The organism is Rhizobium sp. CG5, from assembly GCF_023701945.1.
Lineage (GTDB): Bacteria > Pseudomonadota > Alphaproteobacteria > Rhizobiales > Rhizobiaceae > Allorhizobium.
Map to the genome: position 1 here is coordinate 123,673 of NZ_JABAEF010000004.1, position 18,687 is coordinate 142,359.

18 protein-coding genes and 1 other RNA gene are annotated in these 18,687 nt (G+C 62.6%); 13 read left to right on the plus strand and 6 right to left on the minus strand.

Annotated elements, in window-relative coordinates:
* Positions 1 to 140: 140 nt before the first annotated feature.
* Positions 141 to 719 carry a c-type cytochrome gene (locus tag HGO38_RS08585; protein WP_250955477.1) on the minus strand — a complete coding sequence of 193 codons (579 nt, stop codon included), beginning with the start codon at positions 717 to 719 and terminating at the stop codon, positions 141 to 143.
* A 153-nt stretch (positions 720 to 872) separates the two neighbouring features.
* Between HGO38_RS08585 and HGO38_RS08590 the strand changes: the two genes are divergently transcribed.
* Both HGO38_RS08590 and HGO38_RS08595 read left to right on the plus strand, forming a co-directional pair.
* The gene (locus tag HGO38_RS08590; protein ID WP_250955478.1) at positions 873 to 1,628 is read left to right on the plus strand and encodes a 3-deoxy-manno-octulosonate cytidylyltransferase; all 756 of its coding nucleotides are present in this window, start codon (positions 873 to 875) and stop codon (positions 1,626 to 1,628) included.
* A gap of 12 nt (positions 1,629 to 1,640) precedes the next feature.
* The gene (locus HGO38_RS08595) at positions 1,641 to 2,495 is read left to right on the plus strand and encodes a prephenate dehydratase (protein ID WP_250955479.1); all 855 of its coding nucleotides are present in this window, start codon (positions 1,641 to 1,643) and stop codon (positions 2,493 to 2,495) included.
* Positions 2,496 to 2,527: 32 nt separating this feature from the next.
* Here HGO38_RS08595 and nudC read toward each other — a convergent pair whose 3' ends face one another.
* Both nudC and HGO38_RS08605 read right to left on the minus strand, forming a co-directional pair.
* Positions 2,528 to 3,487, minus strand: coding sequence for an NAD(+) diphosphatase (gene nudC / locus HGO38_RS08600; protein ID WP_250955677.1), 960 nt, complete (start codon positions 3,485 to 3,487; stop codon positions 2,528 to 2,530).
* Positions 3,487 to 3,951, minus strand: a complete 465-nt coding sequence (locus HGO38_RS08605) for an HIT domain-containing protein (protein WP_250955480.1) — start codon at positions 3,949 to 3,951, stop codon at positions 3,487 to 3,489. The genes nudC and HGO38_RS08605 overlap by 1 nt, the downstream gene beginning before the upstream one ends.
* Positions 3,952 to 3,982: 31 nt before the next feature.
* On the opposite strand from HGO38_RS08605, the gene ffs reads away from it, so the two are divergent.
* The 3 genes from ffs (at position 3,983) to HGO38_RS08620 (ending at position 6,389) form a co-directional block, all read left to right on the plus strand.
* Positions 3,983 to 4,079, plus strand: an RNA gene (ffs, locus tag HGO38_RS08610) — signal recognition particle sRNA small type.
* 81 nt (positions 4,080 to 4,160) lie between these two features.
* A complete protein-coding gene (locus HGO38_RS08615; protein WP_250955481.1) occupies positions 4,161 to 6,035 on the plus strand; it encodes a DNA polymerase III subunit gamma/tau in 1,875 nt (624 codons plus the stop codon).
* Positions 6,036 to 6,065: 30 nt separating this feature from the next.
* The gene (locus tag HGO38_RS08620) at positions 6,066 to 6,389 is read left to right on the plus strand and encodes a YbaB/EbfC family nucleoid-associated protein (RefSeq protein ID WP_168473623.1); all 324 of its coding nucleotides are present in this window, start codon (positions 6,066 to 6,068) and stop codon (positions 6,387 to 6,389) included.
* On the opposite strand, the gene HGO38_RS08625 is transcribed toward HGO38_RS08620, so the two are convergent.
* A complete protein-coding gene (locus HGO38_RS08625; protein WP_250955482.1) occupies positions 6,390 to 7,277 on the minus strand; it encodes an alpha/beta hydrolase family protein in 888 nt (295 codons plus the stop codon).
* Positions 7,278 to 7,359: 82 nt separating this feature from the next.
* Between HGO38_RS08625 and HGO38_RS08630 the strand changes: the two genes are divergently transcribed.
* Positions 7,360 to 7,953, plus strand: a complete 594-nt coding sequence (locus tag HGO38_RS08630) for a TetR/AcrR family transcriptional regulator (protein WP_250955483.1) — start codon at positions 7,360 to 7,362, stop codon at positions 7,951 to 7,953.
* Here HGO38_RS08630 and HGO38_RS08635 read toward each other — a convergent pair.
* A complete protein-coding gene (locus tag HGO38_RS08635; RefSeq protein ID WP_250955484.1) occupies positions 7,937 to 8,554 on the minus strand; it encodes an MOSC domain-containing protein in 618 nt (205 codons plus the stop codon). The genes HGO38_RS08630 and HGO38_RS08635 overlap by 17 nt on opposite strands.
* 56 nt (positions 8,555 to 8,610) lie before the next feature.
* On the opposite strand from HGO38_RS08635, the gene recR reads away from it, so the two are divergent.
* Positions 8,611 to 9,216, plus strand: coding sequence for a recombination mediator RecR (gene recR / locus HGO38_RS08640; RefSeq protein WP_250955485.1), 606 nt, complete (start codon positions 8,611 to 8,613; stop codon positions 9,214 to 9,216).
* A gap of 28 nt (positions 9,217 to 9,244) precedes the next feature.
* Positions 9,245 to 10,498, plus strand: a complete 1,254-nt coding sequence (locus HGO38_RS08645) for a lytic murein transglycosylase (RefSeq protein WP_250955486.1) — start codon at positions 9,245 to 9,247, stop codon at positions 10,496 to 10,498.
* Positions 10,499 to 10,571: 73 nt separating this feature from the next.
* Here HGO38_RS08645 and HGO38_RS08650 read toward each other — a convergent pair whose 3' ends face one another.
* Complete coding sequence (locus tag HGO38_RS08650; protein ID WP_250955487.1) at positions 10,572 to 12,200, minus strand: MFS transporter; 1,629 nt, start codon at positions 12,198 to 12,200, stop codon at positions 10,572 to 10,574.
* Between the two features lie 251 nt (positions 12,201 to 12,451).
* On the opposite strand from HGO38_RS08650, the gene rimP reads away from it, so the two are divergent.
* The 5 genes from rimP (at position 12,452) to rbfA (ending at position 18,681) form a co-directional block, all read left to right on the plus strand.
* The gene (rimP, locus tag HGO38_RS08655; RefSeq protein ID WP_250955488.1) at positions 12,452 to 13,069 is read left to right on the plus strand and encodes a ribosome maturation factor RimP; all 618 of its coding nucleotides are present in this window, start codon (positions 12,452 to 12,454) and stop codon (positions 13,067 to 13,069) included.
* A 48-nt stretch (positions 13,070 to 13,117) separates the two neighbouring features.
* The gene (nusA, locus tag HGO38_RS08660; protein WP_250955489.1) at positions 13,118 to 14,725 is read left to right on the plus strand and encodes a transcription termination factor NusA; all 1,608 of its coding nucleotides are present in this window, start codon (positions 13,118 to 13,120) and stop codon (positions 14,723 to 14,725) included.
* Positions 14,722 to 15,411, plus strand: coding sequence for an RNA-binding protein (locus HGO38_RS08665; protein ID WP_250955490.1), 690 nt, complete (start codon positions 14,722 to 14,724; stop codon positions 15,409 to 15,411). The genes nusA and HGO38_RS08665 overlap by 4 nt, the downstream gene beginning before the upstream one ends.
* Positions 15,412 to 15,512: 101 nt before the next feature.
* Complete coding sequence (gene infB, locus HGO38_RS08670; RefSeq protein ID WP_250955491.1) at positions 15,513 to 18,194, plus strand: translation initiation factor IF-2; 2,682 nt, start codon at positions 15,513 to 15,515, stop codon at positions 18,192 to 18,194.
* Between the two features lie 76 nt (positions 18,195 to 18,270).
* Positions 18,271 to 18,681, plus strand: coding sequence for a 30S ribosome-binding factor RbfA (gene rbfA, locus HGO38_RS08675; RefSeq protein WP_250955492.1), 411 nt, complete (start codon positions 18,271 to 18,273; stop codon positions 18,679 to 18,681).
* Positions 18,682 to 18,687: the final 6 nt, after the last annotated feature.

Sequence of the window (18,687 nt, forward strand, 5' to 3'; positions counted from 1 at the left end):
CCCGGGCGCCTTTTTCATGCGGTCGACGGGTCGAGTCAGCAGCGCTCCAAGGGCCACCCGGCAGATCCATTGATCCATGCCAACAAAAAATGCCCGGCTTTTGGCCGGGCATCGTCATAGCGAAAATGGTTTGCCTGAACTCAGTTCGTGGCCGGCGCCGGGGCTGCGGCCGGATCGGGCAGGGCAACCGGCGCATCCGACAGCGTGCGCAGATAGGCGATCAGGTTGGCGCGCTCGTCGTCCTTCTTGAGGCCGGCAAAACCCATGGCCGTACCGGCAATGAACTTCTTCGGGGCCGTCAGGAAGTGGTTGAGGTTGTCATAGGTCCAGGTGACCGTGCCGCCCTTCGAAAAATCCTTGATGGCAGCCGAATAGCCGAAGCCTTCATGGGTTGCGATCGGGCGCTCGACCAGGCCGAAAAGATTGGGGCCGACCTTGTTGGCTCCACCCTTTTCGCCGGTGTGACAGCTGACACATTTCTTGAAAACCGCTTCGCCAGCCGTGGCATCAGCGCTGGCCAGCAGCACCGCGATCGGCGTTGCTGCGGCTGCCGTTTCGGCGCCCGCTCCAGCTTCACTCGAAACCTCCGCCACGATGGCGTAGCCTTCCTTCTCGGGAACTTCCGCATGGAAAATCCCTTCGGAGGCTATGGACACGGACATCAGGACGAAAACTGTGCCGAGCAAAGCACCGACGCCCATGTTCACATATGAATTCATCTACAGACGCTCCCCTTGCAACCGGCGGATCACGGACCGGTAGACCTTGAAATCGCGCGGAACCTATGACTTTTGCTTGACAGTTGCAATACGATTGTGATCCCGAGACTGAGACTTTTTGACACTTTTCGTGTGGGAATAGAAGGGCCGACAATGAATAATAGCCGATTTGACAAAGTGCTGGTGCTGATCCCGGCCAGAATGTCTTCCACCCGCCTTCCGGGCAAGCCACTTGCGGAAATTGGCGGCCTGCCGATGATCGTTCAGGTCGCCATGCGAGCCCGTGAAGCCGATGTCGGACGAATCATTGTGGCCGTCGATGATCAGAGGATCGTCGAGGCCGTATCGGCCGCCGGCTTCGAGGTCGTCATGACCCGTGCCGACCACCAGTCCGGTTCGGACCGCATATACGAAGCCCTGACGAAGGCCGATCCGGACGGTCGTTTCGAGACGATCATCAATGTCCAGGGCGATTTGCCGACGGTCGAGCCGGAGACGATCCGCGCTGCCCTTAGGCCCCTGGACAATCCCTCAACCGATATTGCCACGCTGACCGTCGAGATCACCGACGAGCACGAAAAGACCAATCCCAATGTGGTGAAGGTGGTCGGCTCGCCGCTGTCCGACAGCCGCTTGCGCGCACTCTATTTCACCCGCGCCACCGCCCCTTACGGCGCTGGCCCGCTTTATCACCACATCGGCCTCTATGCCTATCGTCGCGCAGCCCTGGAGAAGTTTGTCAGCCTCTCGCCTTCCGTTCTGGAACGGCGCGAATCGCTGGAGCAGTTGCGGGCGCTGGAGGCGGGGCTGCGGATCGACGTGGAAATCGTCAACTCCGTGCCGCTCGGTGTCGATACACCGGAGGATCTTGAGAAAGCCCGCCAGATCCTTGGCCGGAAATCCCAGTAACGGATGACAATGATGACGAGCGTAACAAATAACATCGCCTTCCAGGGCGATTATGGCGCCAATTCGGACATGGCCTGCCGTGACATGTTCCCCGATATGGCGCCGCTTCCGTGCCCGACCTTCGAGGATGCCTTCGTGGCGGTCGAAAACGGCGATGCGGATCTGGCGATGATCCCGATCGAAAACACCATCGCCGGCCGCGTCGCGGATATCCATTATCTCCTGCCCGAATCGCGCCTGCATATCATCGGCGAATATTTCATGCCGATCCGCTTCCAGCTGATGGTGCTGCCGGGTGTCAAGCGCGACGAGATCAAGACCGTTCACAGCCATATCCATGCGCTGGGCCAGTGCCGCAAGATCATCCGCGGCAGCGGCTGGAAGCCGGTCGTGGCCGGCGATACGGCCGGAGCCGCCAAGCTGGTATCGGAAACCGGTGACCGGTCGATGGCAGCCCTTGCGCCTCGATTGGCGGCCGACCTCTATGGCCTTGAGATCATTGCGGAGAATGTCGAGGACACGGAAAACAACGTCACCCGTTTCGTGGTGCTGTCCGGCGAGGAAAAGCTGGCAGAGCGCGTCAGCCCCGACGAACTGTTCGTGACCACCTTCGTGTTCAACGTTCGCAATATTCCGGCAGCCCTCTACAAGGCCATGGGTGGCTTTGCGACAAACGGCATCAACATGACGAAGCTCGAAAGCTACCAGATCGGCGGCACCTTCGTGGCGACCCAGTTCTACGCCGATATCGAAGGCCATCCCGACGATGTGCCGGTCCGCCAGGCCCTGGAAGAGCTGCGCTTCTTCTCCGAAAAGGTCCGCATCCTTGGCGTCTACAAGGGCCATCCCATGCGCGCCAGGCTCTGATCAACGACGGATCGGGGCTTGATCGTGACCGGTCAGGCCGGCCATTCCAGCCAATCGGCCATCAGCCGGTTGGCGATTGTGCCATCGATGGGAGCCGCGCGGCCGTCGGTCGAGCGCTCCTCCAGCATGGCCGCAACCTCGTCGCGGGTGAACCAGCGGCAATCCTCAAGCTCGGTTTCGTCGCGGATGATCTCGGTGCTCAAGGCTTCGGCATAGCAGCCGATCATCAACTGATGCGGCATCGGCCATGGCTGCGAGGCGTGGTAGCGAACCCGGCCGATATCGATGCCGGATTCCTCCTGGGTCTCGCGGCGCACGGCATTTTCAATGGTTTCCCCGGGCTCGACGAAACCGGCAAGGCAGGAGTACATGCCCGCTGGGAAGCGATGGCTGCGGCCAAGCAGGCAGAGGTCACGCGCTTCGTCGATCGCCATCATGATGACCACCGGATCGGTGCGGGGAAAACTCGTGTGTTCGCAGGCGCTGCAGACGCGCTTGTAGCCGCCGACACGGCTTTCGGTGCGGCTTCCGCATTTGCCGCAGAAGCGATTGTCGGCGTTCCAGTGCAGCAAGCTCAGGGCCTGCGCCACTTCGCCCAAAAGCTCTTCGCCGATCAGTGCATCGCGAAACAGCGCCCGCCCGTCGGCGATCTTGTAGTCGTTGGCAAGCGCCTCGGCGCTTGACCTGACCGGCAGCGCGATCCGCGGTTCGCCGCTGGGCTGATAGCCGAGAAGAACGGCGTTCTCGAGGTCGGGGTCAAGCCCCGGCAGCTCGTAAGGCGCAAACAGCGGATCGAGCACCTGGCCGTCATGTTTCAGCACCAGCGCATTGCCGGCAAAGGCGAGAATATGGGCACCTTCCACCGAAAGGGCCTTTTCCAGACAGGTCTCGTCGCGGTGCTCGGCATCCCGATCGAGACCGTTCTGGGCGAAGGCGGTCAATGCGCTGGGTTCGGGATGGGGGGCGGAAATGTCGAAAATGGATGTCTTGATCATTGCAGGGCTTCGAGAAGTCTCGTTTTGAATGCTTGTCTGTCGCCGTCGTCGTAAGCGATGGCCGTGCCGTGGCCCCAGACCGGACCGGGCCAGTTGGCATCGCCTTCGCTGCGGGCGATCACATGAACATGGAGCTGGCGAACGATATTGCCAAGGGCGCCGACATTGATCTTGGTCGCTCCCGTTGCGGTTTTCAGCGCGGCGGCCACGGTGATCTGCTCGAAGGTCAGCATGGCCTGGTCGAGAGGCGTCAGTTCGAACAGCTCGGTGATCCCAGGCCGCTGCGGCACCAGCAGCAGCCAGGGCCAGCGACTATCGCCCATGAGCCGCAATTCACACAGGCCCATGCGCATCAACAGCTCGCTGTCACGCGCCAATCTTTCATCCAGCGTGAATGTTCCCACGGCAGTCCTCCCTGATTTTTCTTTCCCATAACAGTTTTTTGGAGCCTTGGCTTGCATTTGCTGTCGTTATTGCCGATATGTGCGCTTGGGAGGTTGGTGGTGGACGAGCCACTCGCCAACCGGGTCAGGTCCGGAAGGAAGCAGCCCTAACGAGCACGGCGCGGGTCATCGCGCCAGCCTCCCACCTTTCGTTCTTTCCGGCCGGCGATCAAAGCGGGGCCGGACCATGCCCACCCACCGGGCGGAGTATAAAGGCTGGCAGGGCGATGAGCGATTTGGAGCCGACAGCAGCAGGTGAGAAAAACGCCGGCGCCGGCTACCGGGTTCTCGCCCGCAAATACCGGCCGAAAGATTTCACGGACCTCATGGTCGGCCAGGAGCCGATGGTCCGCACCCTCACCAACGCCTTCGAGACGGGTCGCATTGCGCAGGCCTATATGCTGACCGGCGTGCGCGGGGTGGGCAAGACCACGACGGCGCGCATCCTGGCGCGGGCGCTGAACTACAAGACATCCGAGATCGACCGGCCGACCATCGACCTGCGCGTGCCCGGCGAACACTGCCAGGCGATCATGGAAGGCCGGCATGTCGACGTCATCGAGATGGACGCCGCCTCCCATACCGGCATCGACGATATCCGCGAGATCATCGAGCAGGTGCGCTACCGGCCGGTTTCGGCGCGCTACAAGGTCTATATCATCGACGAAGTGCACATGCTCTCGACCCAGGCCTTCAACGGCCTGTTGAAGACGCTCGAAGAGCCGCCGGAACATGTGAAATTCATCTTTGCCACCACGGAAATCCGCAAGGTTCCGATCACCGTCCTGTCGCGCTGCCAGCGTTTCGATCTGAGGCGCATCAGCGCCGGCGATCTGGTCGGCCTGTTTTCGACCATTGCCTCGAAAGAGGGGATCGTCGCCGAAGAGGATGCCCTGGCGATGATCGCCCGCGCTGCCGAAGGGTCGGCGCGCGACGGTCTGTCGCTGCTCGACCAGGCGATCGCCCATGGTGTCGGCGAAGTGAAGGCGGATGCCGTGCGGGCCATGCTCGGCCTTGCCGATCGCGCCCGCATCGTCGATCTCTTCGCCCATATCGTCAACGGCGAAGTGGCCGCCGCCCTCGACGAATTCGGCAGCCAGTACGAGGCCGGCGCCAACCCGACCGTGGTGCTGACCGATCTTGCCGATTTCACCCATCTGGTCACCCGCCTCAAATATATTCCCGGTGCGCTGAACGATCCGTCGCTGAGCGAAGTCGAACGGTTGCGCGGCGGCGAATTTGCCGAAAGCGTGGCGGTCACGGCCCTGTCGCGCATCTGGCAGATGCTGCTGAAGGGCATTCCCGAGGCCGAGAACTCGTCGCGGCCGGCCGGCGCTGCCGAAATGGTGCTGATCCGCCTGACCCATGCCGCCCATCTCCCGTCGCCGGAAGATGCGGCCCGCCGGCTTCTCGAGATGAGCCAGGAGGGTGGCGCCGTCGACCGCGCACCATCGCCGCCGCGCGGCGGCGGGGCAGCACCACAAGCGTCCTATCGCACCCAGGCCGTTGCCCATCAGGCCGCGCCCGACATGGCGCCGCGGCCTGCAAGTCACGCGCCTGTTGCGCATCTGCAGGCCGTGCCGACCAGCCAGAACGCGCCACAGCCAGCCGAAAGGCGCGACATTCAGCCGGCCGAAGCCCCTGTGCCGAAGGTGCCGGTCAATTCGCTCGATGATATCGCCGAGCTTTGCTCGAAAAACCGCGATCCGCGCCTGCGCGCACTGCTCAGGAGTTTCGTGCGGCTGGTCAAGCTGGAGCCCGGACGGCTGGAGATCAACCTGCCGGCAGACGCGCCGCGCGCCATCGTCAGCGATCTGCAGAAGCGGCTCGAGGAATGGACCGAGATCCGCTGGATGGTCATCCTCAGCCGCGAAGAAGGCGATGCCACCCTTGCCGAAACCGAGACCTCGCAGCGCCAGGCGCGCCTGACCGATGCCATGCAGGATCCCGATGTGGCGGCCATCCTCGCCCGCTTTCCAGGCGCCAAGGTCACCGACGTTCGCATCCGTGCCGCAGCCGTCGAGGACGAGATGCCAAGCCTGCCGGCCGCCGCCGAATCGGTCGAAGGCGACATCCTTCCGGGCGACGACATCGAATTTTAAGCTCGACGATAAACCCAAGGAGATATGACGATGCGCGACATCATGGGCATGATGGGCAAGGTCAAGGAAATGCAGGCCAAGATGGAACAGATGCAGGCGGAAATCGCCGCGCTCGAAGTCCAGGGTCAGTCGGGCGGCGGTCTTGTCGTGGTCACCATGACCGGCAAGGGCGATCTGAAGGGTCTGAAGATCGACCCGTCGCTGTTCAAGGAAGACGATGTCGAGATCCTCGAGGACCTGATTGTCGCGGCCCACAAGGATGCCAAGGACAAAGCCGAAGCGGTGATGGCCGAAAAGACCAAGGAAATGACCGCCGGCCTTCCCATCCCGCCCGGCATGAAGCTGCCGTTCTGATCAGGGATACAGCCGCTGCGGCCAGGGATTGATCCCGTCCCGCAGCCATAAGATCGTATCCAGCCAGAAGCCGGATGCGTGGCGATCGTGGAACAGGCCGAAATGGCCGACCTGCTCCTGCCCGAGATCCTGCGGCTCAAGCATGACCTTTTGCGGCTCCGCACCGCTGTAATAGTCCAGTCCGCGGGACACGGCTTCGGCCGTGGCGAAGGGATCATCCGACGTGCTGATCGCCAGGATCGGCGCCGTGACGGCGGCAAAGCTGGACAGTATCCGCTCGGTTCTTGCCGGGTCGAGACGCGCTTCGAGGCGCTTGCCGCGAAAGCCCCACTCGTAGGCGACCCCTGCCGGCAGGTCTTCCAGCCAACCCAGACGACGGCCTGGAAAATAGCCGAACAGCACGGTGAGCAACGGCATCGCCAGATGCCATTTCAAAAATAGCTGAAGACGATCGCCGGCTTTGTAATCAGGCCAATAGGCATATTGAGCGCCGACCGTCAGCATCCGGTCTATGGTAAAGGCGCTCGCGGCGTAACCGGGCAGCACGCCGCCGATGCTGTGGCCGACGACCGTAACGCTGTCTCGTCCGGAACGGTCCATGGCGAATGTCAGCGCGGCCTCCACGTCCCGCTCGCCCCACTGGGTCCAATCGAAGCCGGAGCCCGACAATCGTTCGGGCCGTGACAGGCCTATGCCGCGGTAGTCATATGTCAGGACCTCGAAACCGTGGTCGGCGAGAAATGCGGCATAGCGGTGGTAGTAGCGGGCGGCGACCCCGGTCGCCGGATTGATGACGACAATCTGACCGGCCTTGGACCGAGGTGACCACCAATGACCGCGCAGCGGGATGGCGTCGCTGCAGATGATCCGAACCGCTTCCCGCTCCATCGCCGTCCCTCCAGACCAGACGATTGGAGCATTCCCCATTGCCGCGCTTGTGTATACTCACTGGTCAGTATACCTTTTCATTATGGAAGAAATATCGACCCGAGAGCGGATCATTTCCGCCGCCAACCGGCTGTTCTACCGCGAAGGCATCCGGGCTGTCAGCGTGGACGCGGTGGCGCACGAGGCCGGTATCACCAAGAAGTCGCTTTACTGCCACTTCAAGAGCAAGGACGACCTGATCGCGGCCTATCTGTCCCATCGCGACCAACCGAACCTGGCCGCCTATCGCCGCTGGTTCGACGCGGCCGAAGGCGATGTCGGCGATCGCGTCTCGGCGATTTTCGACCATCTCGCGATTGCGGCTGCGCGTGCGGACTGGAAGGGTTGCGGTTTCCTCAGAACCTCGGCCGAGCTTGCCAACCTGCCGGGCCATCCGGCGTTGCAGATCGGACGAGCGCACAAGAAGGCCTTCGAATGCTGGCTGATGCAGAAGATCGAGGCGGCAGGAATTGCCGGTTCCGGCGATCTTGCCCGGCAAATCATGCTGCTGCTGGACGGCTGCTTTTCGGTGGCGATGCTGCATCGCGACCCGAGCTACATGAACTCGGCAGGTCTTGCCGCCAAATCGCTCATCCGTCATGCGCAGTCGTTGGCCGGGGCTACAGTTTCTGCGTAAAATAAGCTCGGATCCGGATCGCCAGCGGCGCTGCCAGATAGCGGGCGATATCGGGATTGTCCCGCTTGCTGCCATAGGCCGCCAAGAGCTCGGGCATGGTCACACGGTCGCCGGCAAAAAGTTCGTGCCGTACTGCCTGGCCGGCCTCCACCAAGCCCGGCGCCAGGACCCGGCAATAGATCCCCGGCCGGCCCGCCGCCGTGTAGCGTTTGACGAGCATCGGATCGTTCATCCGGGCGGCGAACGTGGCGCAAGGGGTGCGGGGTGCGGTCGCCTCCAGGATCAAAGGGCCGATCACGAACCGGTCGCCGACGGCTACATCGCGATTGTCGAGATCGGATATCACCAGGTTTTCGCCGAACGTGCCGGGAGCAATGGGTTGGCCGAGTTGCTCGGCCCACCAGTCGAGCGTCGTGCCACCCTCGATATAGACGGCCTGATCCGGACCGCCATGGTGCTTGCGATTGCAGATCCTATCGCCGAGCAGGCCTTCCCCATCGACCTGGACCGGCCCTGAAACCGGTATTTTGAAGATGCCTGTCTTGTACGACTTGCCCGTCAGGGTCTCTGCCGAACCTATGCAGACGGCAAGGATTTTCATCGGAGGCACTCCATTAGACGATTCCGCTTTGCCTAGATATGCGCTAGAAGCGGCCAATGGCAAAGCGAGTCACCGGTCCCGAAATCGAAAAACTGATCCAGCTCCTGGCGAAAGTGCCGGGCCTTGGGCCGCGATCGGCGCGCCGCGCTGCGCTGCATCTGATCAAGAAGAAGGACCAGCTGCTGGGGCCTCTCGGCCACGCCATGGGCGAGGCCTATGACAAGGTCAAGATCTGCTCCCATTGCGGCAATGTCGATACGATCGACCCCTGCACGGTCTGCACCGACGACCGTCGCGACCAGTCGGTGATCATCGTCGTCGAAGACGTTTCCGATCTCTGGGCGCTGGAGCGGGCCGGCGTGCTGAACGCTGCCTACCATGTTCTCGGCGGCACCCTGTCGCCGCTCGACGGTGTCGGGCCGGATGACCTCAACATCAAGGGGCTGATCGACCGCGTCGCCAAGGGCGGCATTCGCGAGATCATCATCGCGGTCAACGCGACCGTCGAGGGGCAAACCACAGCCCACTATATAACGGATCACCTGACCGGGCTGGACGTGCGCATCACCCGGCTCGCCCATGGCGTGCCGGTCGGCGGCGAACTCGATTATCTGGACGAGGGCACGCTGTCGGCCGCTATCCGGGCCCGCACCGTGATCTGATTTTTGGCCGACCTAAGGGAGATGCGGCATGAAGAGCTATATCCATGGAGCGGTTTTCTCGGTTCTGAGCCTTTTGCTGGCCATACCATCCGCTCCGGTCCAAGCCGCCTCCAAGGCCGAGGTCGAAGAGCAGTTCCAGTCCTGGCTGAAGGCAGACCTCTGGCCGCAGGCAGAAAAATCCGGCGTCTCCCGCAAGGTGTTCGATGCGGCAACGGCCGACCTTAAACTCGACTGGGACCTGCCGGATCTGGTGCCGCCGGGATCGGCCCCGCCGAAGGATCGCAGCCAGAGCCAGGCCGAATTTTCGTCGCCCGGCGCCTATTTCAGCGAGAAGCGTCTGCAGGGCCTGGCCGGCACCGGCCGCAGCCTGGCCGCCAAACATGCCGGCACCCTGCGCCGCATCGAGGCGACTTATGGCGTGCCGGGATCGGTGATCGTCGCCATCTGGGGTCGCGAATCCGGCTTCGGCCAGGCGAAACTGCCGCATCCGGCCATCGAGGTGCTGGCCACCAAGGCCTTCATGTCGACCCGCAAGGATCTTTTCACCCGTGAACTGATCTCGGCTTTGCATATCGTCGAAGGCGGCGATATTGCCGCCTCCCGGATGATGGGGTCCTGGGCCGGTGCGCTCGGCCAGCCGCAATTCCTGCCGACCAGCTATCTGAAATATGCCGTCGATTTCGATGGCGACGGCCATCGCGACATCTGGAATTCCGTGCCCGACAGCCTTGCCTCGATCGCCAACTATCTGGCCAAGAGCGGCTGGCAGAGGGGCCGCGACTGGGGTTTCGAGGTGAGCATTCCAGCCGGCGTCAGCTGCGCGCAGGAAGGGCCGGACAAGGCCCAGCCCCTGTCGAAATGGGCCGCGACCGGCATCAAGCGCATCTCCGGCAAGGCCTTCCCGAAGGCGGAACTTGGCGAGCGCACCATGATGCTCATGCCGGCCGGCACCCATGGCCCGGAATTTCTCGTCAGCCCGAATTTCTATGTGATCAAGGAATATAACAATTCCGACCTCTACGCTCTGTTCATCGGCAATCTGGCCGACCGCATCGCCCATGGCAGCGGCGCCTTTGCCGGAGCCTGGGGCGATGTCGGCAAGATGCTGCGCTCCGACGTGCTGGCCATGCAGAAGGCGCTGGTCGCCAAGGGCTACGATGTCGGCACGGTCGATGGCCTGCCGGGCTTCAAGACCCGGCGCTCGCTCGGCGACTGGCAGCAGAAAAGCGGCATGGCGCCGACCTGTTATCCCGATTCATCCCTGAAGGCTAAGCTCAGATAGCTGAGCGGTCGCTTGATCAGCGGGTCAGTGCTGCTGCGCTCGTCAAGGTCCCCGATGGGCCGCTGATGCGGTGTCAATGCGGATCGATATGCCCTTTGTGAAAGACATCGCCGGCCGGCGGGATGGCCTGCCGTTCGATCATCCTGTGCACCCGCGGCTTGGCATCTCCGCGATGCAGCGCCAGCAGCCGGTCGGTCGTCTCCGCATCGGCTTTGGTGCGGCGCTGGTTATGGCGGACATATTCCACCCAGGTCGGCGTGTGATAGGTCTCGGTCCAGATCTCAGGTATTTCGAGGTCCCGCATCAGCGCCCAATTGCGCGCCCCATCGCGAATGCGGATACGCCGTCGTTCGACCATCGCGGCGAGAAACTCGGCCAGGTCTTCATCGGCGATCTCATAGTCGATCTGGATGACGATCGGACCGCTGCGTGGCCGGATATCCAGCCCGAGCGACGGTTCGTTGAAATGGTTGAGTGGATCGAGATCCAGCGTGGCGAAGGCCGGCATCGCAAGCCAGAAGCCGATGGCAACGCCGACGATCATCAACACGCTGGAGGACAAAAGGGCATTGCCGACCCCGTAGTTCTCGGCAATCAGACCCCAAAACCAGCTGCCGGTCGCCATGCCGCCGAAGGTGGCTGTCTGGTAGAGCGACAATGCCCGCCCGAGCACCCAGCGCGGCGCAGATAGTTGCACCACGGTGTTGAACAGCGACAGCGCCAGAACCCAGCAGGCACCGGCGATAAACAGGGCGGCGCTGGTCAGCAGAGTCGACGAACTGACCCCGGTGATCGCGGATCCGACCGCAAACCCGGCAAAGGCACAGCGCACGATGTCTTCGCTCGACAGCCGTTCGCGAAGCCTGGCGCTCATCAGCGCCCCGCCGATCGCACCCGCGCCGAAGGCGCCGAGCAGCACGCCATAGGTCAAAGGGCCGCCACCGATCACGTCGCGTGCCACGATCGGCAGCAGGGCTAGCACGGCCGTTGCGGTCAAGCCGAAAACGAAACCCCGGAACAGCACCTTGCCGATATTCGGCGACATCGCGACATAGCGCAGTCCTGCGGAAATCGCCTGACCAAGCTCTTCGCGCGGCAGGCCGGCCTTGGGATAGTCCGGCTTCCAGCGCAGCAGGGCATAGATCAAGGCCAGATAGCTTAACGTGTTGACCGCAAAGGCCGACGCTGCGCCAGCGGCAGCGACGATCGCCCCCCCGATGGCCGGGCCGACGCTGCGGGTGATGTTAAAGCCCATGCTGTTGAGCGACACGGCCGCCGGCAGGTCCTCGCGCGGCACCATGTCGCCGACCGATGCCTGCCAGGAGGGATTGTTGAGCGCCGTGCCGCAGCCGATCAGGAAGGTGAAGGTCAGCAGCAGCCACGGCGTCATCAGGCCGAGATAGGCACAGATGGCCAGCGTTGCCGAAACCGTGAGCATGAAGAATTGCGAGGTCAGCATGACCCGGCGGCGGTCAAAGCCGTCGGCGATGGCGCCCGAAAGCAGGGAGAACAGCATGACCGGCAGGGTGTTGGAGGCCTGCACCAGCGCCACCATATTCTCGGAGGTCGAAATGGAGGCCATCATCCAGGCAGCTCCGACACCCTGGATCAATCCGCCAAGATTGGACGAAATGCTGGCAAACCATATGGTCCGATAAAATTCATTCTTCAGCGGCGCCAAAGGCGATCTGCGATCCGGCACGTCCTGACACCCATTCCGCGATTCTCAATGGTTAGACTATAGGCGGAAGGGAGGCGCCTTGCCTACGGAGAAACACCCAAACCGACAAAATGCCCGGCAATTGTCAAAGGGTCGCGAAAAGCTTGCAATTTCGCCAGGGCACGCGTATATGACCCGTAAATTCTTGATCGGCAGATGAAGAGTGGGCCCGCAAGGACCCGCTCTTTTTTGTTGGATCGAGATCAGCACTGGATGTTCCAGGAGGAACAGGATTGTCCGAAAATATTCCGACGCAGCCAGACCTCGAGCCGCGCCTTGTCGTTGAAACAGGCCTTGATCGCCGCCTTGCTGACATCATCGAGCCGGTTCTGGTCTCGATGGGTTTCAAGCTCGTTCGTGTCCGGTTGATGAACCAGAACGGCCTGACCCTTCAGGTCATGGCGGAGCGTCTTGACGGCACCATGACCGTCGTCGACTGCGAAGAAGTGTCGATGGCGATTTCGCCCGCGCTTGACGTTGAGGATCCGGTCGACAAGGCGTATCATCTGGAAGTGTCGTCGCCCGGTATCGACCGGCCGATGGTTCGCGTATCGGATTTCGTCCGCTGGCAGGGCCATATCGTCAAGTGCGAGACGTCCATTCTGGTCGACAACCGCAAGCGCTTCCGCGGCAAGATCGTGCATGTCGACGCCGAGGGTTTCACGCTTGAGCGCGACCAGGTCGCCTACGGCGAAGAGCCGGTGACGGTCATTCCGTTCACGGCCCTGGCCGAAGCCAAGCTCATTCTGACGGACGATCTGATCCGCGACGCTTTGAAGGCCGATAAGCTGGCAAGGGCTGAAGCCGCCAATCAGAACGGCGAAGAAGACGAAGAACAATCGATAGACTAATCGCCTCGCGGGCACGGCGCCCCGGCAGGAAGACGGAGACTTAAGACAATGGCAGTCAGTGCTAACCGGCTTGAGCTTTTGCAGATCGCGGATGCGGTCGCACGCGAAAAGGTCATCGACCGCGAAATCGTGCTCGCCGCAATGGCCGACGCGATCCAGAAGGCGGCTCGGTCGCGGTATGGTACCGAAACCAACATTCGCGCCGACATCAATTCCAAGACCGGTGAAATCCGTCTGCAGCGCCTGCTCGAAGTCGTCGAGAAGGTTGAAGACTATTCCACCCAGATCGCCCTGGAACTGGCGCGCGACCGCAATGTCGACGCCAAGCTCGGCGACTTCATCGCCGATCCGCTGCCGCCGATGGATTTCGGCCGTATCGCGGCCCAGTCGGCCAAGCAGGTCATCGTGCAGAAGGTGCGCGAAGCCGAGCGGGACCGCCAGTTCGACGAATTCAAGGATCGTGTCGGCGAAATCGTCAACGGCACCGTCAAGCGCGTCGAATACGGCAATGTGATTGTCGATCTCGGCCGCGGCGAAGGCATTATCCGTCGCGACGAGATGATCCCGCGCGAAGCTTTCCGCTACGGCGACCGTGTGCGCGCCTATGTCTATGACGTACGTCGCGAACAGCGCGGTCCGCAGATCTTCCTGTCGCGCACCCATCCGCAGTTTATGGTCAAGCTCTTCACCATGGAAGTGCCGGAAATCTACGACGGCATCATCCAGATCAAGTCGGTGGCCCGCGATCCGGGTTCGCGCGCCAAGATCGCCGTCATCTCGAACGATAGCTCGATCGATCCGGTCGGTGCCTGCGTCGGTATGCGCGGTAGCCGCGTCCAGGCCGTCGTCGGCGAACTTCAGGGCGAGAAGATCGACATCATTCCGTGGAGCCAGGATCCGGCGTCTTTCATCGTCAACGCCCTGCAGCCGGCCGAAGTCGCCAAGGTGGTTCTGGACGAGGATGCTGAGCGCATCGAGGTCGTGGTTCCGGATGAGCAGCTGTCGCTGGCCATCGGCCGCCGCGGCCAGAACGTGCGGCTCGCCTCGCAGCTGACCGGCTGGGACATCGACATCATGACGGAAGCCGAGGAATCGGAGCGCCGCCAGAAGGAATTCAACGAGCGCACCAACCTGTTCATGGACGCTCTCGACGTCGACGAAATGGTCGGCCAGGTTCTGGCCTCCGAAGGCTTTGCGGCCGTCGAAGAGCTGGCCTATGTCGCGCTGGACGAAATTGCCTCGATCGACGGTTTCGACGACGATACGGCGGAAGAAATCCAGACCCGCGCCCGCGAATATCTCGAGAAGATCGAGGCGGAAATGGATGCCAAGCGCAAGGAACTCGGCGTGGCCGATGAACTGCGGTCGATCGACGGCATGACCTCGCAGATGATGGTCGCGCTCGGTCAGGACGGCATCAAGACGATCGAGGACTTTGCCGGCTGCGCCGCCGACGATCTCGTCGGCTGGAGCGAACGCAAGGATGGCGAGACCAAGAAGTTTGAAGGTCTGTTCGGCAAGTTCGAAGTGTCGCGTGCCGAAGCCGAGAACATGATCGTTCAGGCCCGTCTGGCGGCCGGCTGGATCACGCAAGAAGACCTGGTGGTTGAAGAACCGGTCGCGGCCGAAGGCGAAGAAGTCGAACGGAGCGAATGATGACCGCCGGTGCGGCTGACGAGATCTCGGACGACGCCGATATCAGCGGTGACGACGTGAACGGTCGGATGTGCATTGTGACGCGGCAGAGCGGCACGCCGGAAACGTTGATCCGTTTCGTGGCGGCGCCGGACGGAAGCATCGTGCCGGATATCAAGCGGCAACTTCCGGGCCGGGGATGCTGGGTGTCGGTGAGCCGCGAGGCGGTCGACAAGGCGGTGGCAAAGAAGCTCTTTGCCCGCGCCCTGAAGGCGGACGTCAAGGCGGACCCGGAGCTCGGCGTCGTCGTCGATCGGTTGCTGCTCACGCAGCTGGCCGGAATGATGAACCTGGCGCGCAAGGCGGGTCAGCTGGTTACGGGATCGGCCAAGGTCGATCTCGCCATCCGCAGCGGCGACGCGATCGCCGTCTTCCATTCGAAGGAAGCGGCGGCGGATGGAGTGCGAAAAATCGACCAGGCTCGCAAGGCCTGGCACCTGGGAATGGAAACGGAGGCGGAGATTCCCGCCTTCCATCTGCTCTCGGGAAGCGAAATGGACGAGCTGATGGGGCAGAATGCGTTTATCCATGCCGCAGCGCTTGCAGGGCAGGCGGGTGAAGGTGTAGTGAAACGCGCAAACCTGCTCGAGACGTATCGTGGCGGTGAGCTGCGGCCGAAGGCCGGCTCGGGCCCGAAAACACTATGACGCGGTCACCGGCATCTGCCGGCCGCTGCGGTTTGGAACAGGAATTGAACGGCGTGGTCTGATGGATGTCATCTGGCCCCGCTCGAAGGAACGGGAACGGAATGACCGACAACAAAGACGATAAGACCATCGGCGTGAAGAAGACGCTCACTCTGAAGCCATCAGGGATGAGCCAGGGCACCGTACGCCAGGACATGGGGCGCGGCCGCACGAAGTCGGTCGTCGTCGAGACAGTCAAGCGGCGCCCGACGCGTCCGCAGGACGAGAAACCACCCATCACACCCGTTCGTGCGCCTGAGCCGGTCGCTCCGGTCGCGGCTGCCCCACAACCGCAGCCGCCGCGTCCGGCCGCGCCGCCACCGCCGCGCGTCCAGCAGACGACCCACAATCAGCATACGCAGCGTCCGCCGCAGCCCCAGCAGCCGGTTCGCCAGGAGCGTCCCCGTGGCGCCGTCCTGCACGATCTGTCTGCCGGTGAAATGGAAGCACGCCGCAGGGCGCTGCAGGAAGCCCAGGCTCGCGACATCGAGGAAGCCAAGCAGCGCGTCATCGACGATGCGCGGCGCAAGGTCGAAGACGCCGAGCGTCAGCGGCTTGCCGAGGAAGAAGCGATCCGCAAGGCGGCCGAACCAGCGCCTGTCGAGCCGGTTGCAGAACCCGAGCCGGAGCCTGCCGAAATCGTCACTGCCGCAGCCCCGGCTGCGGCTGCCGCTGCGCCGACCACTGCCAAGCTCGGCACGCCGGCGGCTCCCGGCTTCGTGCGCGGTCGCAAGACGGCGGCCGAAGAAGAGGAAGCGCGCAATGCACCCCGCGGTGCGCCTGCCCGTGGCAAGGTTGTCCGTCCCGAGCCTGCCAAGGCTCCGGCCCGTCCGAAGACCGAAGAGGAACGTCGTCGCGGCAAGCTGACCATCAGCACCGCCAATGTCGACGACGACGGCAATGCCCGTGGCCGTTCGCTGTCGGCCATGCGTCGCCGTCAGGAAAAATTCCGCCGCAGTCAGATGCAGGAAACCCGCGAAAAGGTCATGCGCGAAGTGGTCCTGCCGGAAACCATCACCATTCAGGAACTGTCGCAGCGTATGTCCGAACGGGCTGTCGATGTCATCAAGTACCTGATGAAGGAAGGCCAGATGATGAAGCCGGGTGACGTCATCGACGCCGACCTTGCGGAAATCATTGCCGGCGAATTCGGCCATACCGTCAAGCGTGTCTCCGAGTCCGACGTGGAAGAAGGTATCTTCAATGTGGCCGACGATGCGGGCGAAATGGTATCGCGTCCGCCTGTGGTCACCATCATGGGTCACGTCGACCACGGCAAGACCTCGCTGCTCGACGCCATCCGCAAGACCAGCGTCGTCTCAGGCGAAGCTGGTGGCATCACCCAGCATATCGGCGCCTACCAGGTCGAGCAGAACGGTCACAAGATCACCTTCATCGACACCCCCGGCCACGCCGCCTTCACGGCCATGCGTGCCCGTGGTGCGCAGGCCACCGACATCGCCATCCTGGTGGTGGCCGCCGACGACGCGGTCATGCCGCAGACGATCGAATCGATCAATCATGCCAAGGCGGCCGGCGTGCCGATCATCGTGGCGATCAACAAGATCGACAAGCATGAAGCCAATCCGGACAAGGTGCGCCAGCAGCTGCTGCAGCATGAAGTCTTCGTGGAATCTATGGGCGGTGAAGTGCTCGACGTCGAAGTCTCGGCCAAGAACAAGCTGAACCTCGACAAGCTCCTGGAAGCAGTCCTTCTGCAGGCCGAAATCCTCGACCTGAAGGCCGATCCGAGCCGGACGGCCGAAGGCATCGTCATCGAAGCCCAGCTCGACCGCGGTCGCGGTTCGGTGGCAACGGTTCTCGTCCAGAAGGGCACGCTTCGCCCGGGCCAGATCATCGTCGCCGGCGACCAGTGGGGCCGTGTTCGCGCGCTGGTCAATGACCAGGGCGCCCATGTCAAGGAAGCAGGGCCTGCAATGCCGGTCGAGATCCTCGGCCTGTCGGGCACGCCGGCTGCCGGTGACCGGTTTGCCGTCGTCGAAAACGAAGCCCGTGCGCGCGAGATTTCCGAATATCGCCAGCGTCTGGCCCGCGACAAGGCTGCTGCCCGTCAGTCCGGTCAGCGCGGTTCGCTGGAACAGATGATGACCCAGCTGCAGAATACCGGGTTCAAGGAATTCCCGCTGGTCATCAAGGGCGACGTGCAGGGCTCGATCGAAGCCATCATCGGTGCTCTCGACAAGCTCGGCACCGACGAAGTGCGCGCCCGCATCGTGCATTCGGGTGCCGGTGGTATCACCGAGTCCGATATCGCGCTTGCCGAAGCATCGGACGCTGCCATCATCGGCTTCAACGTTCGTGCCAATTCCCAGGCACGCACGGCGGCCGAACGGGCCGGCACCGAGATCCGCTACTACAACATCATCTACGATCTGGTGGATGACGTGAAGGCGGCCATGTCGGGTCTGCTCTCTCCGGAGCGTCGCGAAACCTTCCTCGGCAATGCCGAAATCCTGGAAGTGTTCAACATTACCAAGACCGGCAAGGTCGCGGGTTGCCGCGTCATCGAAGGCAAGGTCGAACGGGGTGCCGGCGTCCGCCTGGTGCGCGACAATGTCGTCATTCACGAAGGCAAGCTCAAGACACTCAAGCGCTTCAAGGACGAAGTGGCCGAAGTGCCGATGGGTCAGGAATGCGGTATGGCCTTCGAGAACTACGAAGACATCCGCGCCGGCGACACGATCGAGTGCTTCCGCGTCGAACACATCACGCGTACGCTCTAAGGCTGGCGTTTCTTCGCATCGAAATTGCTGCGGGCGCCGGATATCCGGCGCTCGCTTTTTTTAAGGCTGAACGACCATGACCAAACCATCATCCTCTGCGCCGAACCAGCGCATGCTGCGCGTTGGCGAACAGGTGCGTGCTGCGATCACCCAGGTCCTGCAGCGCGGCGAAGTGCGCGACGAGTTGATCGAGAAGACGGTGATCTCGATTTCCGAAGTGCGCATGTCGACCGACTTGAAAGTCGCCACCGCCTATGTGGCGCCGCTCGGCGTCAGCGACCATACAGACATCATCGAAGCGCTGAACCGCAACGCCCGCTATATCCGCGGCCGTATCGGGCCGCAGTTGCGGCAGATGAAATACATGCCGGAAGTGCGCTTCCGCGACGACACCAGTTTCGACAACTACCAGAAAATCGATGCGCTTCTGCGGTCACCCGAAGTGGCCCGCGATCTCGGGCCGGTTGAAGACGACAAGCAAGAATAGACCATT

Excerpts from the sequence above, each read along its gene's own strand:
- HGO38_RS08630 (WP_250955483.1), top strand. The coding sequence starts at position 7,360 with ATGGAAGAAATATCGACCCGAGAGCGGATCATTTCCGCCGCCAACCGG.
- HGO38_RS08665 (WP_250955490.1), top strand. The coding sequence starts at position 14,722 with ATGATGACCGCCGGTGCGGCTGACGAGATCTCGGACGACGCCGATATC.
- HGO38_RS08615 (WP_250955481.1), top strand. The coding sequence starts at position 4,161 with ATGAGCGATTTGGAGCCGACAGCAGCAGGTGAGAAAAACGCCGGCGCC.
- HGO38_RS08645 (WP_250955486.1), top strand. The coding sequence starts at position 9,245 with ATGAAGAGCTATATCCATGGAGCGGTTTTCTCGGTTCTGAGCCTTTTG.
- infB (WP_250955491.1), top strand. The coding sequence starts at position 15,513 with ATGACCGACAACAAAGACGATAAGACCATCGGCGTGAAGAAGACGCTC.
- HGO38_RS08635 (WP_250955484.1), bottom strand. The coding sequence starts at position 8,554 with ATGAAAATCCTTGCCGTCTGCATAGGTTCGGCAGAGACCCTGACGGGC.
- HGO38_RS08620 (WP_168473623.1), top strand. The coding sequence starts at position 6,066 with ATGCGCGACATCATGGGCATGATGGGCAAGGTCAAGGAAATGCAGGCC.
- HGO38_RS08625 (WP_250955482.1), bottom strand. The coding sequence starts at position 7,277 with ATGGAGCGGGAAGCGGTTCGGATCATCTGCAGCGACGCCATCCCGCTG.
- HGO38_RS08605 (WP_250955480.1), bottom strand. The coding sequence starts at position 3,951 with ATGCAAGCCAAGGCTCCAAAAAACTGTTATGGGAAAGAAAAATCAGGG.
- nusA (WP_250955489.1), top strand. The coding sequence starts at position 13,118 with ATGGCAGTCAGTGCTAACCGGCTTGAGCTTTTGCAGATCGCGGATGCG.
- HGO38_RS08590 (WP_250955478.1), top strand. The coding sequence starts at position 873 with ATGAATAATAGCCGATTTGACAAAGTGCTGGTGCTGATCCCGGCCAGA.
- HGO38_RS08585 (WP_250955477.1), bottom strand. The coding sequence starts at position 719 with ATGAATTCATATGTGAACATGGGCGTCGGTGCTTTGCTCGGCACAGTT.
- HGO38_RS08595 (WP_250955479.1), top strand. The coding sequence starts at position 1,641 with ATGACGAGCGTAACAAATAACATCGCCTTCCAGGGCGATTATGGCGCC.
- rbfA (WP_250955492.1), top strand. The coding sequence starts at position 18,271 with ATGACCAAACCATCATCCTCTGCGCCGAACCAGCGCATGCTGCGCGTT.
- recR (WP_250955485.1), top strand. The coding sequence starts at position 8,611 with ATGGCAAAGCGAGTCACCGGTCCCGAAATCGAAAAACTGATCCAGCTC.